The 17,122-nt window shown below is 71.3% G+C and carries 18 protein-coding genes; 7 read left to right on the top strand and 11 right to left on the bottom strand.

Features of this window, described 5'->3' with window-relative positions:
- Positions 1-32: 32 nt before the first annotated feature.
- The 7 genes from RS86_RS14720 to RS86_RS14690 are packed head-to-tail and all read right to left on the bottom strand — an operon-like array spanning position 33 to position 6,656.
- A complete protein-coding gene (locus tag RS86_RS14720) occupies positions 33-1,706 on the bottom strand; it encodes a hypothetical protein (RefSeq protein ID WP_052680298.1) in 1,674 nt (557 codons plus the stop codon).
- Positions 1,703-2,455: a RibD family protein gene (locus RS86_RS14715; protein ID WP_045273032.1), complete on the bottom strand. Its 753-nt coding sequence runs from the start codon at positions 2,453-2,455 to the stop codon at positions 1,703-1,705. Before RS86_RS14715 ends, RS86_RS14720 begins: the two co-directional genes overlap by 4 nt.
- Positions 2,452-3,417: a lysylphosphatidylglycerol synthase transmembrane domain-containing protein gene (locus tag RS86_RS14710; RefSeq protein ID WP_082076811.1), complete on the bottom strand. Its 966-nt coding sequence runs from the start codon at positions 3,415-3,417 to the stop codon at positions 2,452-2,454. Before RS86_RS14710 ends, RS86_RS14715 begins: the two co-directional genes overlap by 4 nt.
- Positions 3,405-4,220 carry a class I SAM-dependent methyltransferase gene (locus RS86_RS14705; protein WP_045273031.1) on the bottom strand — a complete coding sequence of 272 codons (816 nt, stop codon included), beginning with the start codon at positions 4,218-4,220 and terminating at the stop codon, positions 3,405-3,407. Before RS86_RS14705 ends, RS86_RS14710 begins: the two co-directional genes overlap by 13 nt.
- Entirely contained in the window at positions 4,217-5,245 is a 1,029-nt protein-coding gene (locus tag RS86_RS14700) for a glycosyltransferase family 4 protein (RefSeq protein WP_045273030.1), read from the bottom strand. The genes RS86_RS14705 and RS86_RS14700 overlap by 4 nt, the downstream gene beginning before the upstream one ends.
- Positions 5,242-5,637: a 6-pyruvoyl trahydropterin synthase family protein gene (locus RS86_RS14695; protein WP_045273029.1), complete on the bottom strand. Its 396-nt coding sequence runs from the start codon at positions 5,635-5,637 to the stop codon at positions 5,242-5,244. The genes RS86_RS14700 and RS86_RS14695 overlap by 4 nt, the downstream gene beginning before the upstream one ends.
- Complete coding sequence (locus RS86_RS14690) at positions 5,634-6,656, bottom strand: zinc-dependent alcohol dehydrogenase (RefSeq protein ID WP_045273028.1); 1,023 nt, start codon at positions 6,654-6,656, stop codon at positions 5,634-5,636. Before RS86_RS14690 ends, RS86_RS14695 begins: the two co-directional genes overlap by 4 nt.
- A gap of 29 nt (positions 6,657-6,685) precedes the next feature.
- Here RS86_RS14690 and RS86_RS14685 point away from each other — a divergent pair, with 29 nt between their 5' ends.
- Together RS86_RS14685 and RS86_RS14680 are read left to right on the top strand one after the other, a co-directional pair.
- Positions 6,686-7,432 (top strand): CDP-alcohol phosphatidyltransferase family protein, encoded by a 747-nt coding sequence (locus tag RS86_RS14685; RefSeq protein WP_045273027.1) that lies wholly within the window; start codon positions 6,686-6,688, stop codon positions 7,430-7,432.
- A gap of 4 nt (positions 7,433-7,436) precedes the next feature.
- Positions 7,437-7,838, top strand: a complete 402-nt coding sequence (locus RS86_RS14680) for a hypothetical protein (RefSeq protein ID WP_045273026.1) — start codon at positions 7,437-7,439, stop codon at positions 7,836-7,838.
- Positions 7,839-8,047: 209 nt separating this feature from the next.
- Here the strand turns inward: RS86_RS14680 and RS86_RS14675 are convergent, their stop codons facing one another.
- From RS86_RS14675 to zapE, 3 genes are all read right to left on the bottom strand, one after another.
- Positions 8,048-8,638, bottom strand: coding sequence for a type II toxin-antitoxin system PemK/MazF family toxin (locus RS86_RS14675; protein WP_419177705.1), 591 nt, complete (start codon positions 8,636-8,638; stop codon positions 8,048-8,050).
- 41 nt (positions 8,639-8,679) lie between these two features.
- Entirely contained in the window at positions 8,680-9,915 is a 1,236-nt protein-coding gene (locus RS86_RS14670; protein WP_045273025.1) for an ammonium transporter, read from the bottom strand.
- A 131-nt stretch (positions 9,916-10,046) separates the two neighbouring features.
- Positions 10,047-11,099: a cell division protein ZapE gene (zapE, locus tag RS86_RS14665; RefSeq protein WP_045273024.1), complete on the bottom strand. Its 1,053-nt coding sequence runs from the start codon at positions 11,097-11,099 to the stop codon at positions 10,047-10,049.
- Between the two features lie 178 nt (positions 11,100-11,277).
- Between zapE and RS86_RS14660 the strand changes: the two genes are divergently transcribed.
- Complete coding sequence (locus tag RS86_RS14660; protein WP_045273023.1) at positions 11,278-12,171, top strand: sulfurtransferase; 894 nt, start codon at positions 11,278-11,280, stop codon at positions 12,169-12,171.
- Positions 12,172-12,189: 18 nt separating this feature from the next.
- A complete protein-coding gene (locus RS86_RS14655; protein WP_045273022.1) occupies positions 12,190-12,639 on the top strand; it encodes a SufE family protein in 450 nt (149 codons plus the stop codon).
- A gap of 85 nt (positions 12,640-12,724) precedes the next feature.
- Here the strand turns inward: RS86_RS14655 and RS86_RS14650 are convergent, their stop codons facing one another.
- Positions 12,725-13,885 carry an alpha/beta hydrolase family protein gene (locus RS86_RS14650; protein ID WP_045273021.1) on the bottom strand — a complete coding sequence of 387 codons (1,161 nt, stop codon included), beginning with the start codon at positions 13,883-13,885 and terminating at the stop codon, positions 12,725-12,727.
- Between the two features lie 25 nt (positions 13,886-13,910).
- On the opposite strand from RS86_RS14650, the gene RS86_RS14645 reads away from it, so the two are divergent.
- The 3 genes from RS86_RS14645 (at position 13,911) to RS86_RS14635 (ending at position 17,120) form a co-directional block, all read left to right on the top strand.
- Positions 13,911-14,492 (top strand): DUF3000 domain-containing protein, encoded by a 582-nt coding sequence (locus RS86_RS14645; RefSeq protein WP_045273020.1) that lies wholly within the window; start codon positions 13,911-13,913, stop codon positions 14,490-14,492.
- Positions 14,485-15,681, top strand: a complete 1,197-nt coding sequence (locus RS86_RS14640) for an HRDC domain-containing protein (protein WP_045273019.1) — start codon at positions 14,485-14,487, stop codon at positions 15,679-15,681. Before RS86_RS14645 ends, RS86_RS14640 begins: the two co-directional genes overlap by 8 nt.
- 233 nt (positions 15,682-15,914) lie before the next feature.
- The gene (locus tag RS86_RS14635; RefSeq protein WP_045273018.1) at positions 15,915-17,120 is read left to right on the top strand and encodes a thiolase family protein; all 1,206 of its coding nucleotides are present in this window, start codon (positions 15,915-15,917) and stop codon (positions 17,118-17,120) included.
- Positions 17,121-17,122 lie beyond the last annotated feature (2 nt).

Below are 17,122 nucleotides of genomic sequence, written 5' to 3'. Positions count from 1 at the left end.
CTCAGCCTACGTGCCCCCTCCCCCGCTTCCGTTCAGGGCCTCTCGCTGAACGCGGTGAACAGGCGATCCCGGAAGGCGTCCATGCGCCACACCGGGGAGGTGCCGCCCGGGCGCAGGCCCGGCGTCCAGCCCCAGTCGTCGATCGCCGTGAAGACGGCCGGATCGCGGGCGATGACGCTGATCGGCACGTCGTGGGAGGCGCCGGGCCCGCTCACGATCGCGGCGGGCTGGTGATCGCCGAGGACGATCACCACAAGATTCGGATCGTCGACGTTCTCGAGGAACGAGAAGAGGGAGCCGAGCGAGTACTGCACCGACTGGCCGTAGAAGCGCTGGACCGTCTTCGCGTTCTGCCAGACCGTGCCGGCGGACTGGCTCTGACCAGGCTGCGGGTCGTAGACCGACCCGTCGCCGATCTGCTCCCAGGGCACGAGCTGGGGCAGGGGCGCCCACGGGGTGTGCGACGACACCAGGTCGATCTCGGCCATGACGGGATCGTGCGGCCCGGCGAGCTCGGTGTCGGCGAAGTGCTTGAGCGTGAACTGGTCCGGGATCCGGGCGTATCCGAAACCGGGCCCGCGATAGCCGACGCCCCTGGCATCGAGCAAGGAGTCGTAGCGATAGAACGACGACCCGATGCTCCACGTCTCGGAGTCCGAGGGCACGTCGGACACCGTCCGCCACCCGGCGTCGCCGAAGGCCCTGCTCAGCGAGAGACGATCGCTCGCGACGAGCTGGTCGTACGACGACTGCGTGGGCGTCCACACGCCCGTCTGCAGCGTCCCGTGCGCGAGCCAGCTGAGCCCGCCATAGGTGGGCGACGTGAGCCAGGCACTGCGCGCGGTGTACCCCTCGGCGGCGAGGGAGGAGTTCCCGGCGCGCAGCACATCCGTCACGCCCTCGGCGATCCCCTGCCCCTCGAGAGCGACCCGGCCGTAGCTCTCGACGAACGCGATGACGACGTCCTTGCCGCGGAGTCCCGCAAGGAGCCGCGTGGACGGCACATCCGCGAACGGATCCTCCGAGATCGCGCGCGCGACCGCCGCCTGCGCCGCGAGCACGCTCTCGGTGCGCGTCACCGCGGTCTCGACGGATCCGACAGCTGCGGCCGCGGCGAGCGGAGCGCCCGTCGGCAGCGGCGCCACGGCGCCCGCGACCAGCCAGACGACCGCGAGTGCGGCGATCACGGCCCGTCCCGCCGCACGCGTGCGCACCATGCGCGCGACGCGCATCGCGGCCCAGGCCAGCAGCGTCGCGCACGCGAGGATCGCGCACAGCAGGCCGACGAGGATCAACTGGGCGGAGAAGGCGCCCACCGCGTCGACGACCACCCCGTAGGCGGATCCGAGTTGAGGCCAGTCCACGAGGACGAAGGGGGTGCCGACGGTCGCCCGGAAGCCGCGGTCGACCCCTGTGAGCACGAGCGCGGCGGTGACGAACGCGCCGAAGATCCCGGCGAGGACGCGGCGCACCGCTCGCCACGGCACGATCACGAGCAGAAGCACGATCAGGAGGGACTCCACCGGGATGCCGATGAGACCGGCCGACCCCGCGGCGGATCGGTCCGCAGCCAGCAGCCCGGGAGCGAGCGGGACCATGACGAGTGCCGCGACCGCGACCGCCTTCGCGGCAAAGCCGCTCCCCCGCCGCGAGGACGAACCGAGGCGCGATGCCGAGGGGATCCGGCCCCGGACGGAGGTGCTCATAGGCGTTCGGAAGAAGCTGCCGCGTCATCCGCGGTGGCGGTTCCACCCGGATCCGGCCTGACGTCGCAGCGATCCGACAGCGCATAGCGCAGGAGCACCACGTCGCCGATCTGCTGAGTGTCGGCCAGACGCGCACGACGTGAGGCCGTCCACGGGTACCGCCCCGCAGCGGCAGCCCGAGGGGCACCGGGTTCCCCGACGAAGAACGGCGCGATCACGAGCTGCAGCTCGTCGACGAGATCGGCCTGCAGGAACTGCGTGAGCACGGTCCCGCCGCCCTCGACCATGAGCCGGCGGACCGCGCGGCGCTCGCCGAGGTCATCGAGCAAGGCAGCCATCGTGACCTGCGTGCCGAGACCGACCACGGTCGCCCGGTCGCCGAGCCGGGCGCGCAGTCTGCGCTCGCCCTCCGACGGCGTGTACACGAGGCGCGGCACGTCGCCCACGGTGAAGAACGCGGCATCAGGAGAGAGCTCGCCCGATGCCGTCACCGTCACCTTCACAGGCGACACGGCGCACCCGGAGGACAGCCGTCGTGCGCGCCGTCCGGCGTCGCGCACGAGCAGCCGCGGATTGTCCCTGCGCACCGTCGACGCACCCACCATGATCGCGTCGTTGCGGGAGCGCACCTCGTCGACGCGGTCGAAGTCGGCCTCGTTCGACATCGCGAGGCGACGCGGGGCCGAGCCGTCGAGGTACCCGTCGATCGACATCGCGCAGCTGAGCGTCACGTACGGACGTACGCTCATGACCTCCTCCTCCGTTCGAGCAACAGCACGACCGCGCCCGGAACGACGCCGATGAGGGCCAGCACGCCGAACGCCGTCGAAACGGACACGCCGACGGATGCGCCGAGGCCGGCGAGCGCGAAGGCGGCTCCGGCGACCGCCTCCCGCGGCCCCCAGCCGCCGATGTTGAGGGGGATCGCGGACGCCGCCAGCACGACGAGTCCGACGGCCGCGGTTCCGCCGCCGACCGGAAGACCGACCGCGAGGGCCGCCACGACGAACAGTGCGACGTGCGACGTGACCACCAGGACCGATGCCAGGACGATCGCCGACAGCGCCGCAGGTCGGGTCAGCACAGGGCGCAGCAGTGCCCACTCCCGCCGCAGCAACCGCCGCGGACCTGGCAGGAGCGCTGCGGATGCCGCCACGACGGCGACCACGACCGCGATCACCGCCGCACACCACACGAGCGGCACGAGCGAGGACCCGAAGCCCAGCGGCAGCAGGATTGCGAGCGTCAGCACGATCTGAACGAGCTGCCCGAGGGTCCGCTCGACGGCCACCGCGCGCGCCGCGTCGCCCACGCGGGTCTGATCGCGGCCGTGCTCCCATGCGCGATGCACGTCGCCGAGAACGCCCGCCGGCAGCACCGCGTTGAGGAACTGCGACCGGTAGTAGGCGGTGAACGCCGCGCGCCGGCTCAGCGTCAGTCCGTACCCGGTCGCGACGACCCGCCAGCGCCAGGCGGCGGCCGCGGTCGCGATCACCGCCAGCGCGAGGGCCGCCAGCACGGACAGCGGCGAGATCGCGGCGATCCCCCGCAGGAAGGGGCCGAAGCCGACGACCAGCGCGGTCGCGAGGAGGATCGCGATCCCTGCGCCGACGCGGAGGGCCAGACGGATCCTCGGGCGGTTGCGCCCCGTCTCCGATGCGGCCGGCGCGTGTGCGGCGACGCCCTCGGGAGCAGGACTCACCGCGGCCATGCGAGCACGTCCTGGTGCGAGACGGTGACGCGCAGGGCGCCCTCGGCGAGGTGCGCGGCTCTGCGCACGAGATAGGCCTCGGCCTCGTCGGCGAGCTCGGGACGCTGCTCGACGGCCGCGCCGACCCAGCCGTCCAACCAGGCGGCGGTCAGAGGCGTGTCCGCCGCGCCGAGATGCCACGGCGCCGAGGCCGTGCGGGTGCGCCACCCGGCATCGGAGAACAGTCGTGTCAGAACCGATGCCGCGTCCGGCCCCAGGAGCCGGCGCCCTTCGGCGTCCCGCCTCTGGTGCGCATTGAAGGCGTCTCCGATCGCGGCGTCGAGGGCATCGGGAGGATCGAGGACCACCGCCCCCGTCACGGAGAGGCTGAACAGCGCGGGAACGCGGGCCTCGACGCATGCGCGCACGATGCGGGCCGCCTCCTCGCGGGTGACGACGTCGAGCAGTGCCGAGGCCGTCACCGCGGACGCACCGTCGAACGCCCGGAGCTCCAGGGTCTCGAGAGCCTCGACGAGCGCGGTGACGCGGATCGGCCGCCCGGCATCGTCGGTGACGGCGTCGAGGTCGAGATGGTCGAGTATCGCCGGATCCCCGTCGCGCAGCACCCATTCCTGCGGACCGGGCAGCCGCGGTGCGAGCCACCGGATCATGCCGCCGGTGCCGGTTCCGAGGTCGTGCAGTACGACCGGCCCGAGCGGGAACAGGCGTGCGAGCTGAGCGGCGAGCTCGGTCGAGCGTGCGGTGTCGTCCGCGGAGGCGCGCAGCGCGAGCCAGGACGGGGTGGTTGTCGAGAGCGAGCTCATGACGACTCCAGCGCCGTGGACAGGGCGGCCACCGTGCCGGCCCAGGTCGGAAGACCGGCGCGCGCCGCGCGGGCCTCGGCGCGGAGCCTCCGGCGCAGAGCCGGATCCATCATCCACGCGTCGAGGGCGGCGGCGAGGGCGACGGGGTCGCCGGGTGGGACGAGGACGGCCCCTCCTCCGGCCACGGTGTCGGGGATGCCACCCACCTGTGCCGCGAGGACCGGCACGCCGTGGCCGCGGGCCTCGGCGATCGCCATGCCGGAGCTCTCCACGCGGGACGGCGCCACGAGCAGCGCGCTGCGACGATACTCCGCGGCGAGCTGCGGACCGTCCAGCACCCCGGTGAGCTGCACCCTGCCGGAGAACCGCTGCGCGGCGCGCGTCACCGAGGAGGCGAAGGCGCCGAAGGGCCGCGAGGATCCGACGATCCGGCACGTCCAGCCCCGTCCCTGCAACCGGTCGAGTGCGGCGAGCAGCACGTCCTGCCCCTTGTGCGGCGCCACGACGCCGACGCAGAGGAGATCGAGCCGGGGCGGCTCCTTTCCCGCAGCGGAGAGCGAATGCTCTGCCGGCACATCGACTCCCGGGGGCGCGATCGTCACCCGATCAGGCGCCGCCAGCCCGCGGCGGTGGAGCTCTTCCGCGGTCCACCGGCTCGTCACGACGACGTGGCCGGCCGCCGTCAGCGCCAGACGCTCGGCGGCCACGGTCGGCGCGGTCGCGTCGGGGAACGCGGCCGCGACCATGTGCGCGAGGACCACCGTCCGCACACGGGCCGCCGCCGCGGCGACCGCCTCGGGCGCCCTGAGGGCGACGAGGCCGTCCACCAGCACCGTCGCTCCGCGCGGCACCTCGCGAAGCGCGCTCGTCGCACCAGAGCCATCGCTCGTCTCGACGGTCGTGACCCGCCACCCGCGGGAGCCCAGACCGTCGCGCATGCGCCGGTCGTACACGTTTCCGCCGCTCACCCGTGCGGGGTCGTCGATCCCCTCCGGGACGAGGAAGGTGAGCGGACGGCCGGTCACATCGTCACCTCGTAGGACGCCCAGGCGATGTGCGACTCGTGCAGCGTCACCGCGATGCCGGTCAGCCGGGCATCGCCGAGACCGCCATCGCGCACGCGCTCCGCGAGCCTGTCGCCGATGATCTGGCACAGCCGTTCTGTCGTGGTGTTGACGCCCTCGAGGTCGGGCTCGTCGTCGAGGTTTCGATACGACAGCGCGCCGACGATCTCCCTCAGCGCCTCCGAAGCCCGCCCGATGTCCACGACGATCCCGTGCGGATCGAGCGCCGCGGCGCGGAACGAGGCGTCGACGACATAGGTCGCGCCATGCAGCCGCTGCGCGGGGCCGAAGACCTCGCCGCGGAGGCTGTGGGCGATCATCAGGTGATCGCGGACGGTCACGGCGAAAGTCATTCCCTGCTCCAATCGATGGTCTGGCAGAGCTCTGCCGCCGTCCCGTCGGCGAGACCCGCGGTCACTTCGGGCAGCTGTCGCCAGGATGCGGTCGCCCCGAGCAGCAGGTCGAACGCGGGGTCCTCCAGAAGTCGGAGCGCGAGGGTCAATCGGTCCCGCGTCGTCCACCGGGCTCGATGGCTCGCCGCGACCGCCCCGACCTGGCTCGACCGGATCCTCAGTCGGCGGGAGTGGAAGTCCGCGCCGAGTTCGAGCGGCACGGGTCCGGCGCCGTACCAGCTCGCCACGACGATCTCGCCGTCCGTGGGCGCGCTCTGCAGCGCGATCTGCAACCCCGCACCGGAGCCGCTGGCCTCGATCACCACGTCGGCCTCGCCGGGCGGATCCGCGGCGCCGGCGAACCGCGCACCGAGCGCCTCCACGACGTGCTGCTTCTCCGGATCGACATCGACGACGGTGACCTCGGCACCGGGGATCCGGCAGGCCAGTCGCGCCAGGGCGCAGCCGATCATCCCGGCCCCGACGATGAGCACGCGGTCGCCGACGGCGGGGGCCGCGTCCCAGAGCACGTTCACCGCAGTCTCCACCGCGCCCGCGAGCACCGCACGCCGCGCCGGGACACCGCTCGGCACGGGAACCAGGGACTCCACGGATGCGACGTACCGGGACTGGTGCGGGAGCAGCGCGAACACCGTCCGCCCGCGCAGCGCGGCCGGCCCCTCCTCGACCACTCCGACGTTCAAATAGCCGTACTTGACCGGGAACGGGAAGTCGCCGTCCTGGAAGGGCGCGCGCATGCGTTCCTGCTCGGAGGGAGGGACCATGCCGCGCGCGACGAGCGACTCCGTGCCGCGGCTGATCCCCGTCCAGAGGGTGCGCACCGAGGCCTCACGAGGACCGGGAGACCGCACCGGCTCACTCCGGAACTCCCCGCGGCCATGGCCCGTCGTCCACCACGCGGTCGCCGCCTCCGAGCGATCCGCGTGAACCTCGACCGCCCGCTGCGTCGTGTCACCCATGACTACCATGAAAGTAACACGGAGGCCGGATGCGAAAGGTTCAGTTCACGCCCTGGTTCTGGGTGGCCGCAGGAGTACTCGTGCTGCTCGTGGTCGGTGCCCTTTCGACGCCGCTCTCCCCCGCGGGATGGGCGGCTGCGCTCGGCTACCTGGTCGTGTCCTCCGTGCTGGTCTCGCGAGGACTCCGGCGCCGCGCCAGCACGCGCTTCGGCGCCGCCAACGCGGTCACAGCCACCCGGTCGATGCTCGTCGGGGTCGCGACGGGCATCGTCGTGACGTCGCTCACCGGCGGGATCCCCTCCGTGCTCCTCGTGACGATCGTGGCCGTCGCGCTGGCCCTCGACGGCGTGGACGGGTATGTCGCGCGCCGCACCGACAGCGTGAGCGAGCTCGGCGCCCGCTTCGACATGGAGGTCGACGCGTTCCTGCTGCTCGTGCTGTGCGTGTACGACGCGCGGTTCGTGGGCGGCTGGGTGCTCGCGATCGGTCTCATGCGCTACGCGTTCGTCGCCGCCACGTGGGTGCTGCCGTCCCTCGGTCGCACCCTGCCGTACCGGTACTGGCGCAAGGTCGTCGCCGCGGTCTGCGGCATCGTGCTCGCCGTCATCGCGGCGCAGGTGCTGCCCCCGGTCGTCGCCGTCATCGTGGCGGCCGGGGCGCTCCTGCTGCTGCTCGAGTCGTTCGGGCGCGACGTCCTCTGGACGGTGCGGATGAACCGCACGGACGCGCGCCTCGTGTCACTCCAGAAGGCCTCGGCTCGAGACGGAAGCAGGTAGCACGATGACGTCGACCACCACCCCGGCGCTGCGGGTCATGCGGATCCTCAGCACGCTCGTCCTCCTCGCCACCGGCGGGATCCACCTCTTCCTCGTGTTCGACGGGGTCGGCGGGATCCTCGGCGTGCTGTTCGTGCTCAACGCCGTCGCGGCGCTCGCGCTCGCGGTGGCGATGGCCCTGCTCCGCGGAAGGCTCCTGCAGGCCTCGACGGTGCTGTCCCTGCTGTTCCTGATCGCGACGCTCGGCGCGCTCCTGCTCGCTCTCACCGTGGGGCTGTTCGGGATCACCGAGGTCTGGACGTTCACCCTCGTGCCCCAGACCGTCGTCGTGGAGGCGATCGGGATCGTCGTGCTCGCGGTCACGACCGTGCTCGTGCTGCGGAGCGGATCGCCGACGCGTCGCTGAGCAGCGCGCGCAGACGGCCCCCAGGCGGCCGGGGGTACGCGGCCGATCACGGTCTCGTGTCGCGTCCCGAGCCCGAGCCCGAGTGCACGGGATCCTGCCGGGTGTACGGGTTCCGCGCGCCAACAGGCCGTGCACTCGGCAGCTAGCCGTGCGCTCGTGGGTCAGGGCGGGGGCGACAAGTATGTGTCGCAGCCGCGCTCAGACGGCCCTCAGGCGACCGCGGTCCATCCGAAGCGGCGCTCCAGCACGCTCGCCACGCGCTCGAAGCGGTTGCGGTCCAGGGCGGCTGCCTCGCGCCGCACGCCGGAGACGTGCACGCTGTAGAGCTGGTCGATGTCGACCCAGCTCTCCCTGCCCTGGCCATCCCAGGGGCCGGATCCGAGCGAGAGGAAATCGCGGTCCCCGTCGTGCGACTTGCTGGTCAGCTTGACCGCGTACACCCGCTCCGCCGACTGCGTGGCGATCACGAGCACGGGCCGGTCCTTGCCCCGCCCATCCCGCTCCGCGTAGGGCACCCAGGTCCATACGATCTCGCCGGCGTCCGGTGCACCGTCGCGATGCGGCGCGTATGCGACCCGCAGCGCGCGCACCGAGCGAGGATCCAGCTCGATGGTCTCGGTGGCTCCGCCATGGCCGGGCGTCGGCTCGAGCGTCGCTGTCCCGGAGGTGGGCCGCACTCCCCCGCGGCCCGTGCTCCCCTGCGGCGTCCCCGCACGGGAGGACGAGCTCGTGAGAGCCTTCGCGATCGCCGCGACGGCGGAGAAGAGCGCGGACAGGATGCCGTTGCCATTGGTGGTCACAACGACACCCTATCCGCGCCTGTCCCGCATCCCCGCGGGTCTCAGGAGGTGAGCGCGTAGCCCTCCTCGCCGTGCACCACGAGGTCGACGCCGGCGATCTCGTCCTCGCTGGTGACACGGAATCCGATGGTCTTCTCGATGGCGAGGCCGATCGCCAGGGCCACGACGAAGGAGTAGATCAGCACGCCACCGGACGCCAGGACCTGCACCACGAGCAGCCGGATGTCGCCGCCCGTGAACAGGCCCTGCCCCGTGGCGAAGAAGCCGAGGTAGATCGTGCCGATGAAGCCGCCGACCAGGTGCAGGCCGACCACGTCGAGCGAGTCGTCGAAGCCGAGGCGGAACTTCAGTTCGACCGCCAGGGCGCACACCGCACCGGTCAGAGCACCCAGCAGCAAGGCCCATCCGGGCGTCAGGTTGGCGCACGCCGGGGTGATCGCCACGAGACCGGCGACCGCGCCGCTGGCCGCGCCGATCGAGGTGGCCTTGCCGCCGCGGATCCGCTCCACGAGGATCCAGCCGAGGATGCCCGCAGCCGCTGCTCCGAACGTGTTGATCGTGATGAGGCCGACGCCGTCCATGCCCTTCGTGGTCCACTGCGCGCCGGCGTTGAAGCCGAACCAGCCGAACCACAGCAGCGCGGCACCGAGGAGCGTGAGCGGCACGTTGTGCGGCTTCTGGATCCCCTTCTGGAATCCGATCCGCTTGCCGAGCACGAGTGCCAGGGCGAAGGCGGCGGCGCCCGCATTGATGTGCACGGCGGTGCCGCCGGCGTAGTCGATGAACTCGATGCCGCTGTCGGCGCCGAACAGCATCGCGCCCAGGTGCATGATCCAGCCGCCGCCCCAGACCCAGGCGGCGATCGGGAAGTAGCCAACTGTCGCGAAGACCCCGACGAAGATCAACCAGGGGCCGAACTTCGCCCGGTCCGCGATGGCACCGGAGATGAGGGCGACCGTGATGATCGCGAAGGTGGCGCCGTAGCCGACGGTCAGCAGAGCCACGTTGGACCCCTTGCCGCTCGCGAGCGATGCGAGACCGAAGTCGGCGAACGGGTCGCCTGCGAACTGGGTGGGGGACGTCACGCTCGCCATCGACGAGCCGAAGAGGATCCACAGCACCGCGACGAGCCCGATCGCGCCGAAGCTCATCATCATCATGCTGACGACGCTCTTGGCCTTCACGAGGCCGCCGTAGAAGAACGCCACCCCCGGCGTCATGAGCAGGACCAGCGCCGTCGCCGTCACTCCCCAGGAGATGTTCCCTGTTGCTTCCATGCTGTGCGCCTCCACCTGATCGCGTCGTGCGTTTCAGTGTGGCCGCGCCGTGTTTCGCGGGAACGAGGCGGATGTTGCGGCGGTGTTACAGGATCCGCCGCTGTGTGAACAGCGTGTTTCGCACGTCGCCCTCAGCCCGCGGCGGGGCGTTCGGCGTGCGAGAGGGCGTTCAGGCGGGAGATGGCGCGCAGGTACTTCTTGCGGTAGCCGCCGCCGAGCATCTCCTCGCTGAACACCTCGTCGAGGGGGCGTCCCGTCGCGAGCACCGGGAGCTGCGCGTCGTACGCGCGGTCGACGAAGGCGACGAACCGCAGCGCCTCCGACTGATCGGTGAGCTGGCGCACCTCGCGGATCCCCAGCGCTTCGACGCCCGCGATGAGGCGGATGTAGCGCGAAGGGTGCACCTGCGCGAGGTGCTTGACGATGTCGTCGAACGCATCGTCCGACACGCGATGGCCCGCGCTCAGCGCTGCGATCTGCTCGTCGTAGTCCTCGGCGGACAGCGCGACGGCGTGCCCGTCCAGCGCGCGCTGTCGGAAGTCGACGCCGTCGATGCGGATCGTCTCGAAGCTGTCCGACATCGCGTGGATCTCCCGGAGGAAGTCCTGCGCGGCGAAACGGCCCTCGCCCAGCGCGTTCGGCGGGGTGTTGGAAGTGGCCGCGAGCTTCGTGCCGCTGCCGACGAGCTCGCCGAGCAGGCGCGTCATGACCATGGTGTCGCCCGGATCGTCGAGCTCGAACTCGTCGATGCAGAGCAGATCGGACCCGCGGAGCAGATCCACGGTGTTGCGGTAGCCGAGCGCGCCGACGAGCGCGGTGTACTCGATGAAGGATCCGAAGTACTTACGCCGTGCGGGCATCGCGTGGTAGATCGAGGCGAGGAGGTGGGTCTTGCCGACGCCGAATCCGCCGTCGAGGTAGACGCCGGGCTTCACCTCCGGGACCTTCGGCGCCCGCCGGAACAGGCCGCCGCGCTTGACCTGCTGCGCACCGGTGGCGAACGCCATGAGATGCTGCTTGGCCTCCTCCTGAGACGGGTAGGCCGCGTCGGAGCGGTAGCTGTCGAACGTCGCTCCGTCGAACTGCGGCGGCGGCACAAGCCCCGTCAGCAGTTCGGTGCCGGTCATCTGCGGCTGGCGGTCGATGAGGTGGACGACGCCGGAGGTGGCGGCCTGATCGGTCATTCGGATCCTGTGTCGAAGTCTTACCCGGCGGGTGCGCAGTGGCGCACGGGGTTCTAGTGTCGAAGAGACGGATCAACCCTACGCCGTCGCCGTCACCGGTTTCACCGCGCGTCATCGCGCGCGACGGGCCGTTCACGGACATCGTCGCCCTGCATCATCACCTCTGAGGGAGCCCCCTGTGACCGTCGAGTTCGACACCACATCCGCATCGTTCGCCGAATACGCCGAGCCCGGCCGGCTCGTCAGCACCGACTGGCTCGCCGCGCACCTCGGCGAACCGGGCCTGGTCGTGGTGGAGTCCGACGAGGACGTGCTGCTCTACGAGACCGGGCACATCCCCGGCGCCGTGAAGGTCGACTGGCACACCGAGCTCAACGACCCCGTCGTGCGCGACTACGTGGACGGCGAGGGCTTCTCCGCTCTCCTCGGCCGCAAGGGCATCTCGCGCGACGACACCGTCGTCATCTACGGCGACAAGAACAACTGGTGGGCCGCCTATGCGCTCTGGGTGTTCTCCCTCTTCGGCCACGAGGACGTGCGGCTGCTCGACGGCGGGCGCGACCGCTGGATCTCCGAGGGTCGAGAGATCACGACGGCGCTTCCGGAGCGGGCCGCGACCGCGTACCCGGTCGTGGAGCGCGACGACTCGGTGCTGCGCGCCTACAAGGACGACGTGCTCGCACACCTCGGCAACCCGCTCATCGACGTGCGCTCGCCCGAGGAGTACAACGGCTCGCGCACCTCGGCGCCCGCCTACCCCGAGGAGGGCGCGCTGCGCGCCGGCCACATCCCCACCGCGCAGAACGTGCCGTGGGCCAAGGCCGTCGCCGAGGACGGCGGATTCAAGCCCCGCACCGAGCTGGAGACGATCTACCTCGACGGCGCGGGCCTCAAGGCCGGCGACGACGTCGTGGCGTACTGCCGGATCGGCGAACGCTCCGCCCACACCTGGTTCGTGCTGAAGCACCTGCTCGGCTTCGAGAACGTGCGCAACTACGACGGCTCCTGGACCGAGTGGGGCAGCGCGGTGCGCGTCCCGATCGTCACGGGCGAGGAGCCCGGGACGCTCTGACGTGGGAGAATGGCGGGGATGTCCGACACCCCCGCCTTCGTCCTCCCCGACTCCCTCGCCGAGATCAGGGACGAGTTCCTCGAGCTCCCCGAATCCGACCGGCTGCAGCTCCTCCTCGAGTTCTCGAACGAGCTGCCCGCGGTCTCGGACGAGGTCGCGACGCACCCCGAGATGACCGAGCGCGTGGCCGAGTGCCAGTCGCCGGTGTACATCTACCTCGAGCTGACCGACGGCGCCGTGACGATGCACGCCACGGCGCCCGCTGAGGCGCCCACCACCCGGGGCTTCGCGAGCATCCTCGCGCAGGGCATCGCGGGTCTCAGCCCCGAGGCCGTGCTCGCGATCCCCGATGACTTCCCCCAGTCGATCGGGCTGACCAGGGTGGTCTCGCCGCTGCGCATCTCCGGCATGACCGGCATGCTCATGCGCGCCAAGCGTCAGGTGCGCACCCGCCTCGCCGCAGCCTGAGCCGCCGCCTGACCGCGAGACTCCATCTCCGCGGCGAGACAGCACCGCCGGAGCGAAGTCTCGTCGCCCAGGTGGAGTGTCGCTGTCAGTCCGCGAAGCCGTGCTCTCCGAGCCAATCGGTGATCGCGTCGGTCCAGCGGTTCTGGTCGTAGTTCCAGAGCTTCGTGTGGCGCGCTCCGGTGAACGGCGGCATCGTCACCAGATCCGGACGCGCCAGCGCCAGTGCATGAGAGGCGTCCGAGGGCACGAAGCCGTCGTCGTCGCTGTGCATCAGCAGGATCGGCACATCCAGCTCGGCGGACCGGGCGACCATGTCCAGGGCGTCGAAGGCGATGGCCTCGTCCGCGCCGCTGAGCCGCGCCGACCAGGGCTGCTCCAGGGCATCCATCGCGAGCTGCGGAAGCGGATCCGGCAGCTTCATGGCCTTCGCCTGGAAGCGCAGCACCGTGCGCCAGTCCACGACCGGCGAGTCCAGGATCATGCCGACGACCGCGCCGCCGTGATCGGAGGTCACCAGGGTCTGCAGCGCGATCGCTCCGCCCATCGACCAGCCCATGAGCAGGATCCGCTCCGCGCCATGACGCAGCGCGTAGGCGATCGCGGTGTCGATGTCGCGCCATTCCGTCGCCCCGAGTCCGTAGGATCCTGGGCGGGTGCGCGGCCCCTCCCCGTCGTTGCGGTAGGAGGCGATGAGCACCGGCAGTCCCGCGGCGTGCAGCACGGGGACGGCGCGCAGGCACTCGGAACGGGTGGCGCCCCGGCCGTGCACCTGGATCACCCAGGTCTTCGATTCCGCGGGGAACAGCCATGCAGGGCACGGCCCCGCCGGCGTCCCGATCAGCACCGATTCATAGGGCAGGTGCAGCTCCCCGGGCGCGAGGTAGTAGTAGCCGCTGAAGCCGGCCCTGCGCCCCACTTCCGCGCCGGGTTCGATCTGGGTCAGGAGCTTGCGGCGCACGCTCAGCGCGTCCGCGTGCAGCACCGCGCCCAGCTTCACGTAGCCGGGCGTTCCCTCGACGTACAGGCCGTAGCGCCCCGGCAGTTCGGTGTCCGGGGTGCGCGCGAGCTCGATCGTCTGGGCCCCCGTGTCGACGGCAAGCACGTCGGTGTCGTTCTTGCGCGGGGCCGGGGTGATCACCTGCCGCGCGATGCGCAGCACCAGGGCTCCGCCGATCGCCGCGCCGAGAGCCGCGGCGCCTGCCAGCGCGATCGCGCCGATCGTCGCGGCGTGCCTGAGACTCTTCATCGCCTCCTGACTCTAGTCTGTCCGCGTGAGCGCTCATCCCGGACCCGACGGCGTCTTCGCGCTTGCTGCTGAGCAACTGCGGGCGCTGCGATTCCGCGACGACATCGTGGTGCGCGAGATTCCCGCGCCGTCCGGCCTCGCGCCCGATGCTCTGGCGCTCGCGGCGGACGTGCGCCCCGACGAGAACGGCGACTCCCTCTACGGCACGGGACGGTTCGTGCTGCTGCACGATCCGGCAGAGCCCGACGCCTGGGGCGGACCGTGGCGCATCGTCGCGTTCGCGCAGGCGCCGCTCGAGCCCGAGATCGGCACCGATCCGCTGCTGGCGGATGTAGCGTGGTCTTGGCTGATCGACGCGCTCGGCTCGCGCGGCGCGACGCATCACTCCGCATCCGGAACCTCGACGAAGACCCTCTCGAAGGGATTCGGGGGCCTTGCTGCGGAAGGGGACGGCGCGCAGATCGAACTCCGTGCGTCGTGGTCGCCGACCGGCCCCCTCGCCCCGCATGCCGAGGCATGGGCGGAGCTGGTCGGAATGCTGGCGGGACTGCCGCCGGGCTCAGAGGACATCGCCGTGTTCGGCGCCAGGAGAACCATCCGTGACTGACTACGTCGTCATCGACAACGACAAGGATTTCGTCGCAGCGGCCGAGACGCTCGCTGTGGGGCAGGGACCCGTCGCCGTCGACGTGGAGCGCGCCTCCGGCTTCCGCTACTCGCAGCGCGCCTATCTCGTCCAGGCCTTCCGCCGCGACGCCGGCGCGTTCCTGTTCGATCCGATCTCGATCAGCTCGTTCGTCCCGCTGCAGGAGGCGATCGGCGCCGAGGAGTGGGTCTTCCATGCCGCGAGCCAGGATCTGCCGTCGCTGCACGAGCTGGGCCTCGACCCCGCGAGCGTCTTCGACACCGAGCTCGCCGCGCGTCTGCTCGGCTACGAGCGCGTGGGCCTCGCCGCCGTCGTCGAGCGCGCCCTCGGCATCGTCCTGGCCAAGGAGCACTCCGCCGCGGATTGGTCGACCCGACCACTGCCGAACTCCTGGCTCGAGTACGCCGAGCTGGACGTCCTGCACCTGGTGGACGTGCGCGATTTCATCGCTTCCGAGCTCGAGACCGCCCACAAGACGGCATTCGCCGCCGAGGAGTTCGAGGCGACGCGCATCCGCCAGCCCAAGCCCCCGCGCGAGGAGCCGTGGCGGCGCCTGAGCGGCCTGCACCAGGTGCGCGGCGCCAAGAACCTCGCGGTCGCCCGTGAGCTGTGGGAGGCGCGCGAGGAGTTCGCCCGCGAGTCCGACGTCTCCCCCGGTCGCCTCGTGCCGGACCGCGCCCTCATCGCCGCCGTGCAGGCGAATCCGCAGAACAAGGGCGCGCTCGCGGCCGTCTCCGCCTTCACCGGGCGCGCGAGCCGCAGCCAGCTGGACCGGTGGTGGAGCGCGATCGAGCGGGGCCGTGAGCGCACCGACCCGCCGCGCGAGCGCGTGCCCAGCGACGCGCCCCCGCCGCCCCGCGCCTGGGGCGATCGCAACCCCGAGGCCGACGCCCGGCTGAAGGCCGCTCGCGCGGCCGTCGAGGCGCGCGCCGAAGAGCTCGGGATGCCCACGGAGAACCTGCTCACGCCCGACACGCTGCGCCGGGTCGCCTGGGAGCCGCCTACCGAGATCAACGCCGCGTCGATCGGATTCGCCCTCGCCGCACGCGATGCAAGGACCTGGCAGATTGAGGAAACCGCACAGCGGATCGCGGATGCTTTTGTGGAAGCCGCGCAAACAGTGGACGAGGCACCCGGAACCGCTTCGTAGGTTCAGCCCAACCGATTCCTCCACGGATCCCCCACCGCTCCTAGGCTGAGGGAACACTCCCGAAGTCCGGGATCGAGCTGACACTCGGTCTCACGAATTCGGGAACCGCGTTCCTCGGAACGTGCGAAACTGTAAGTCCGGCGCGCAGCTGCGCGCCGGCGACCATCCGTTCCGCGCAGCGGTCCGGATATTGGAGGCCCTGTCCGCGCAGCGGACCGGACATTGGAGGCAGAGTGGCCGAGATCTCGGACGTCTTCTTCGTCGATGGAGTGCGCACCCCCTTCGGGCGCGCCGGCGAGAAGGGCATGTACTGGAACACCCGCGCGGACGACCTGGCCGTCAAGGCCACGATCGGCCTGATGGAGCGGAACACGAACGTCCCGCTGGATCGGATCGACGACGTCGCCATCGCGGCGACGTCGCAGACGGGTGACCAGGGTCTCACCCTCGGCCGCTCGGTCGCGATCCTCGCCGGCCTCCCGCAGACGGTCCCCGGCCTGGCCGTGGAGCGCATGTGCGCGGGCGCCATGACCAGCGTCACCACGATGGGCGCGTCGATCGGCGTCGGCATGTACGACCTCGCCCTCGCCGGCGGCGTCGAGCACATGGGCCATCACCCGATCGGCGGCAACGCCGACCCCAATCCGCGCTTCGTCGCGGAGAGGATGGTCGACCCCGGCGCCCTGAACATGGGCGTCACCGCGGAGCGCATCTTCGACCGCTTCCCGCACCTCACCAAGGAGCGCTCCGACCGCTTCGGCATGCTGAGCCAGCACAAGGTGCAGGCCGCCTACGACGCGGGCAAGATCCAGCCCGACCTCGTGCCGGTCGCGATCAAGGGCGCCGACGGCGCCTGGGGCCTCGCCACCGAGGACGAGGGGCGTCGCCCGCAGACCACGATGGAGGATCTGGCAGCGCTGAAGACCCCGTTCCGCCCGCACGGCCGCGTCACGGCCGGCACCTCCTCGCCGCTCACCGACGGCGCGACCATGTCGCTGCTCGCCGGCGGCGGAGCGGTCAAGGAGCTCGGGCTCGCCCCGAAGATGCGCATGGTGTCGTTCGCGTTCGCCGGCGTGCAGCCGGAGATCATGGGCATCGGACCGATCCCGTCCACCGAGAAGGCGCTCAAGAAGGCCGGCCTCGACATCTCCGACATCGGCCTCTTCGAACTCAACGAGGCCTTCGCGATCCAGGTCATCTCGCTGCTCGACCACTTCGGCATCGCCGATGACGACCCCCGGGTCAACGCGTGGGGCGGCGCGATCGCCGTCGGTCACCCGCTCGCGGCGAGCGGCGTGCGCCTCATGATCCAGCTCGCGGCGCAGTTCGCCGAGCGTCCGGACGTCCGCTACGGCCTCACCGCGATGTGCGTGGGCCTCGGTCAGGGCGGCTCGGTCATCTGGGAGAACCCCTACTTCGACGGCAAGAAGCGGAAGTGAGT

Origin of the sequence: Microbacterium azadirachtae, from assembly GCF_000956505.1 — a bacterium.
Lineage (GTDB): Bacteria > Actinomycetota > Actinomycetes > Actinomycetales > Microbacteriaceae > Microbacterium > Microbacterium azadirachtae_A.
Note: the sequence above shows the minus strand (reverse complement) of the source record. Positions and strands in the feature narration are given on the sequence as shown.

Excerpts from the sequence above, each read along its gene's own strand:
- RS86_RS14720 (WP_052680298.1), bottom strand. The coding sequence starts at position 1,706 with ATGAGCACCTCCGTCCGGGGCCGGATCCCCTCGGCATCGCGCCTCGGT.
- RS86_RS14715 (WP_045273032.1), bottom strand. The coding sequence starts at position 2,455 with ATGAGCGTACGTCCGTACGTGACGCTCAGCTGCGCGATGTCGATCGAC.
- RS86_RS14710 (WP_082076811.1), bottom strand. The coding sequence starts at position 3,417 with ATGGCCGCGGTGAGTCCTGCTCCCGAGGGCGTCGCCGCACACGCGCCG.
- RS86_RS14705 (WP_045273031.1), bottom strand. The coding sequence starts at position 4,220 with ATGAGCTCGCTCTCGACAACCACCCCGTCCTGGCTCGCGCTGCGCGCC.
- RS86_RS14695 (WP_045273029.1), bottom strand. The coding sequence starts at position 5,637 with ATGACTTTCGCCGTGACCGTCCGCGATCACCTGATGATCGCCCACAGC.
- RS86_RS14690 (WP_045273028.1), bottom strand. The coding sequence starts at position 6,656 with ATGGGTGACACGACGCAGCGGGCGGTCGAGGTTCACGCGGATCGCTCG.
- RS86_RS14685 (WP_045273027.1), top strand. The coding sequence starts at position 6,686 with ATGCGAAAGGTTCAGTTCACGCCCTGGTTCTGGGTGGCCGCAGGAGTA.
- RS86_RS14680 (WP_045273026.1), top strand. The coding sequence starts at position 7,437 with ATGACGTCGACCACCACCCCGGCGCTGCGGGTCATGCGGATCCTCAGC.
- RS86_RS14670 (WP_045273025.1), bottom strand. The coding sequence starts at position 9,915 with ATGGAAGCAACAGGGAACATCTCCTGGGGAGTGACGGCGACGGCGCTG.
- zapE (WP_045273024.1), bottom strand. The coding sequence starts at position 11,099 with ATGACCGATCAGGCCGCCACCTCCGGCGTCGTCCACCTCATCGACCGC.
- RS86_RS14655 (WP_045273022.1), top strand. The coding sequence starts at position 12,190 with ATGTCCGACACCCCCGCCTTCGTCCTCCCCGACTCCCTCGCCGAGATC.
- RS86_RS14650 (WP_045273021.1), bottom strand. The coding sequence starts at position 13,885 with ATGAAGAGTCTCAGGCACGCCGCGACGATCGGCGCGATCGCGCTGGCA.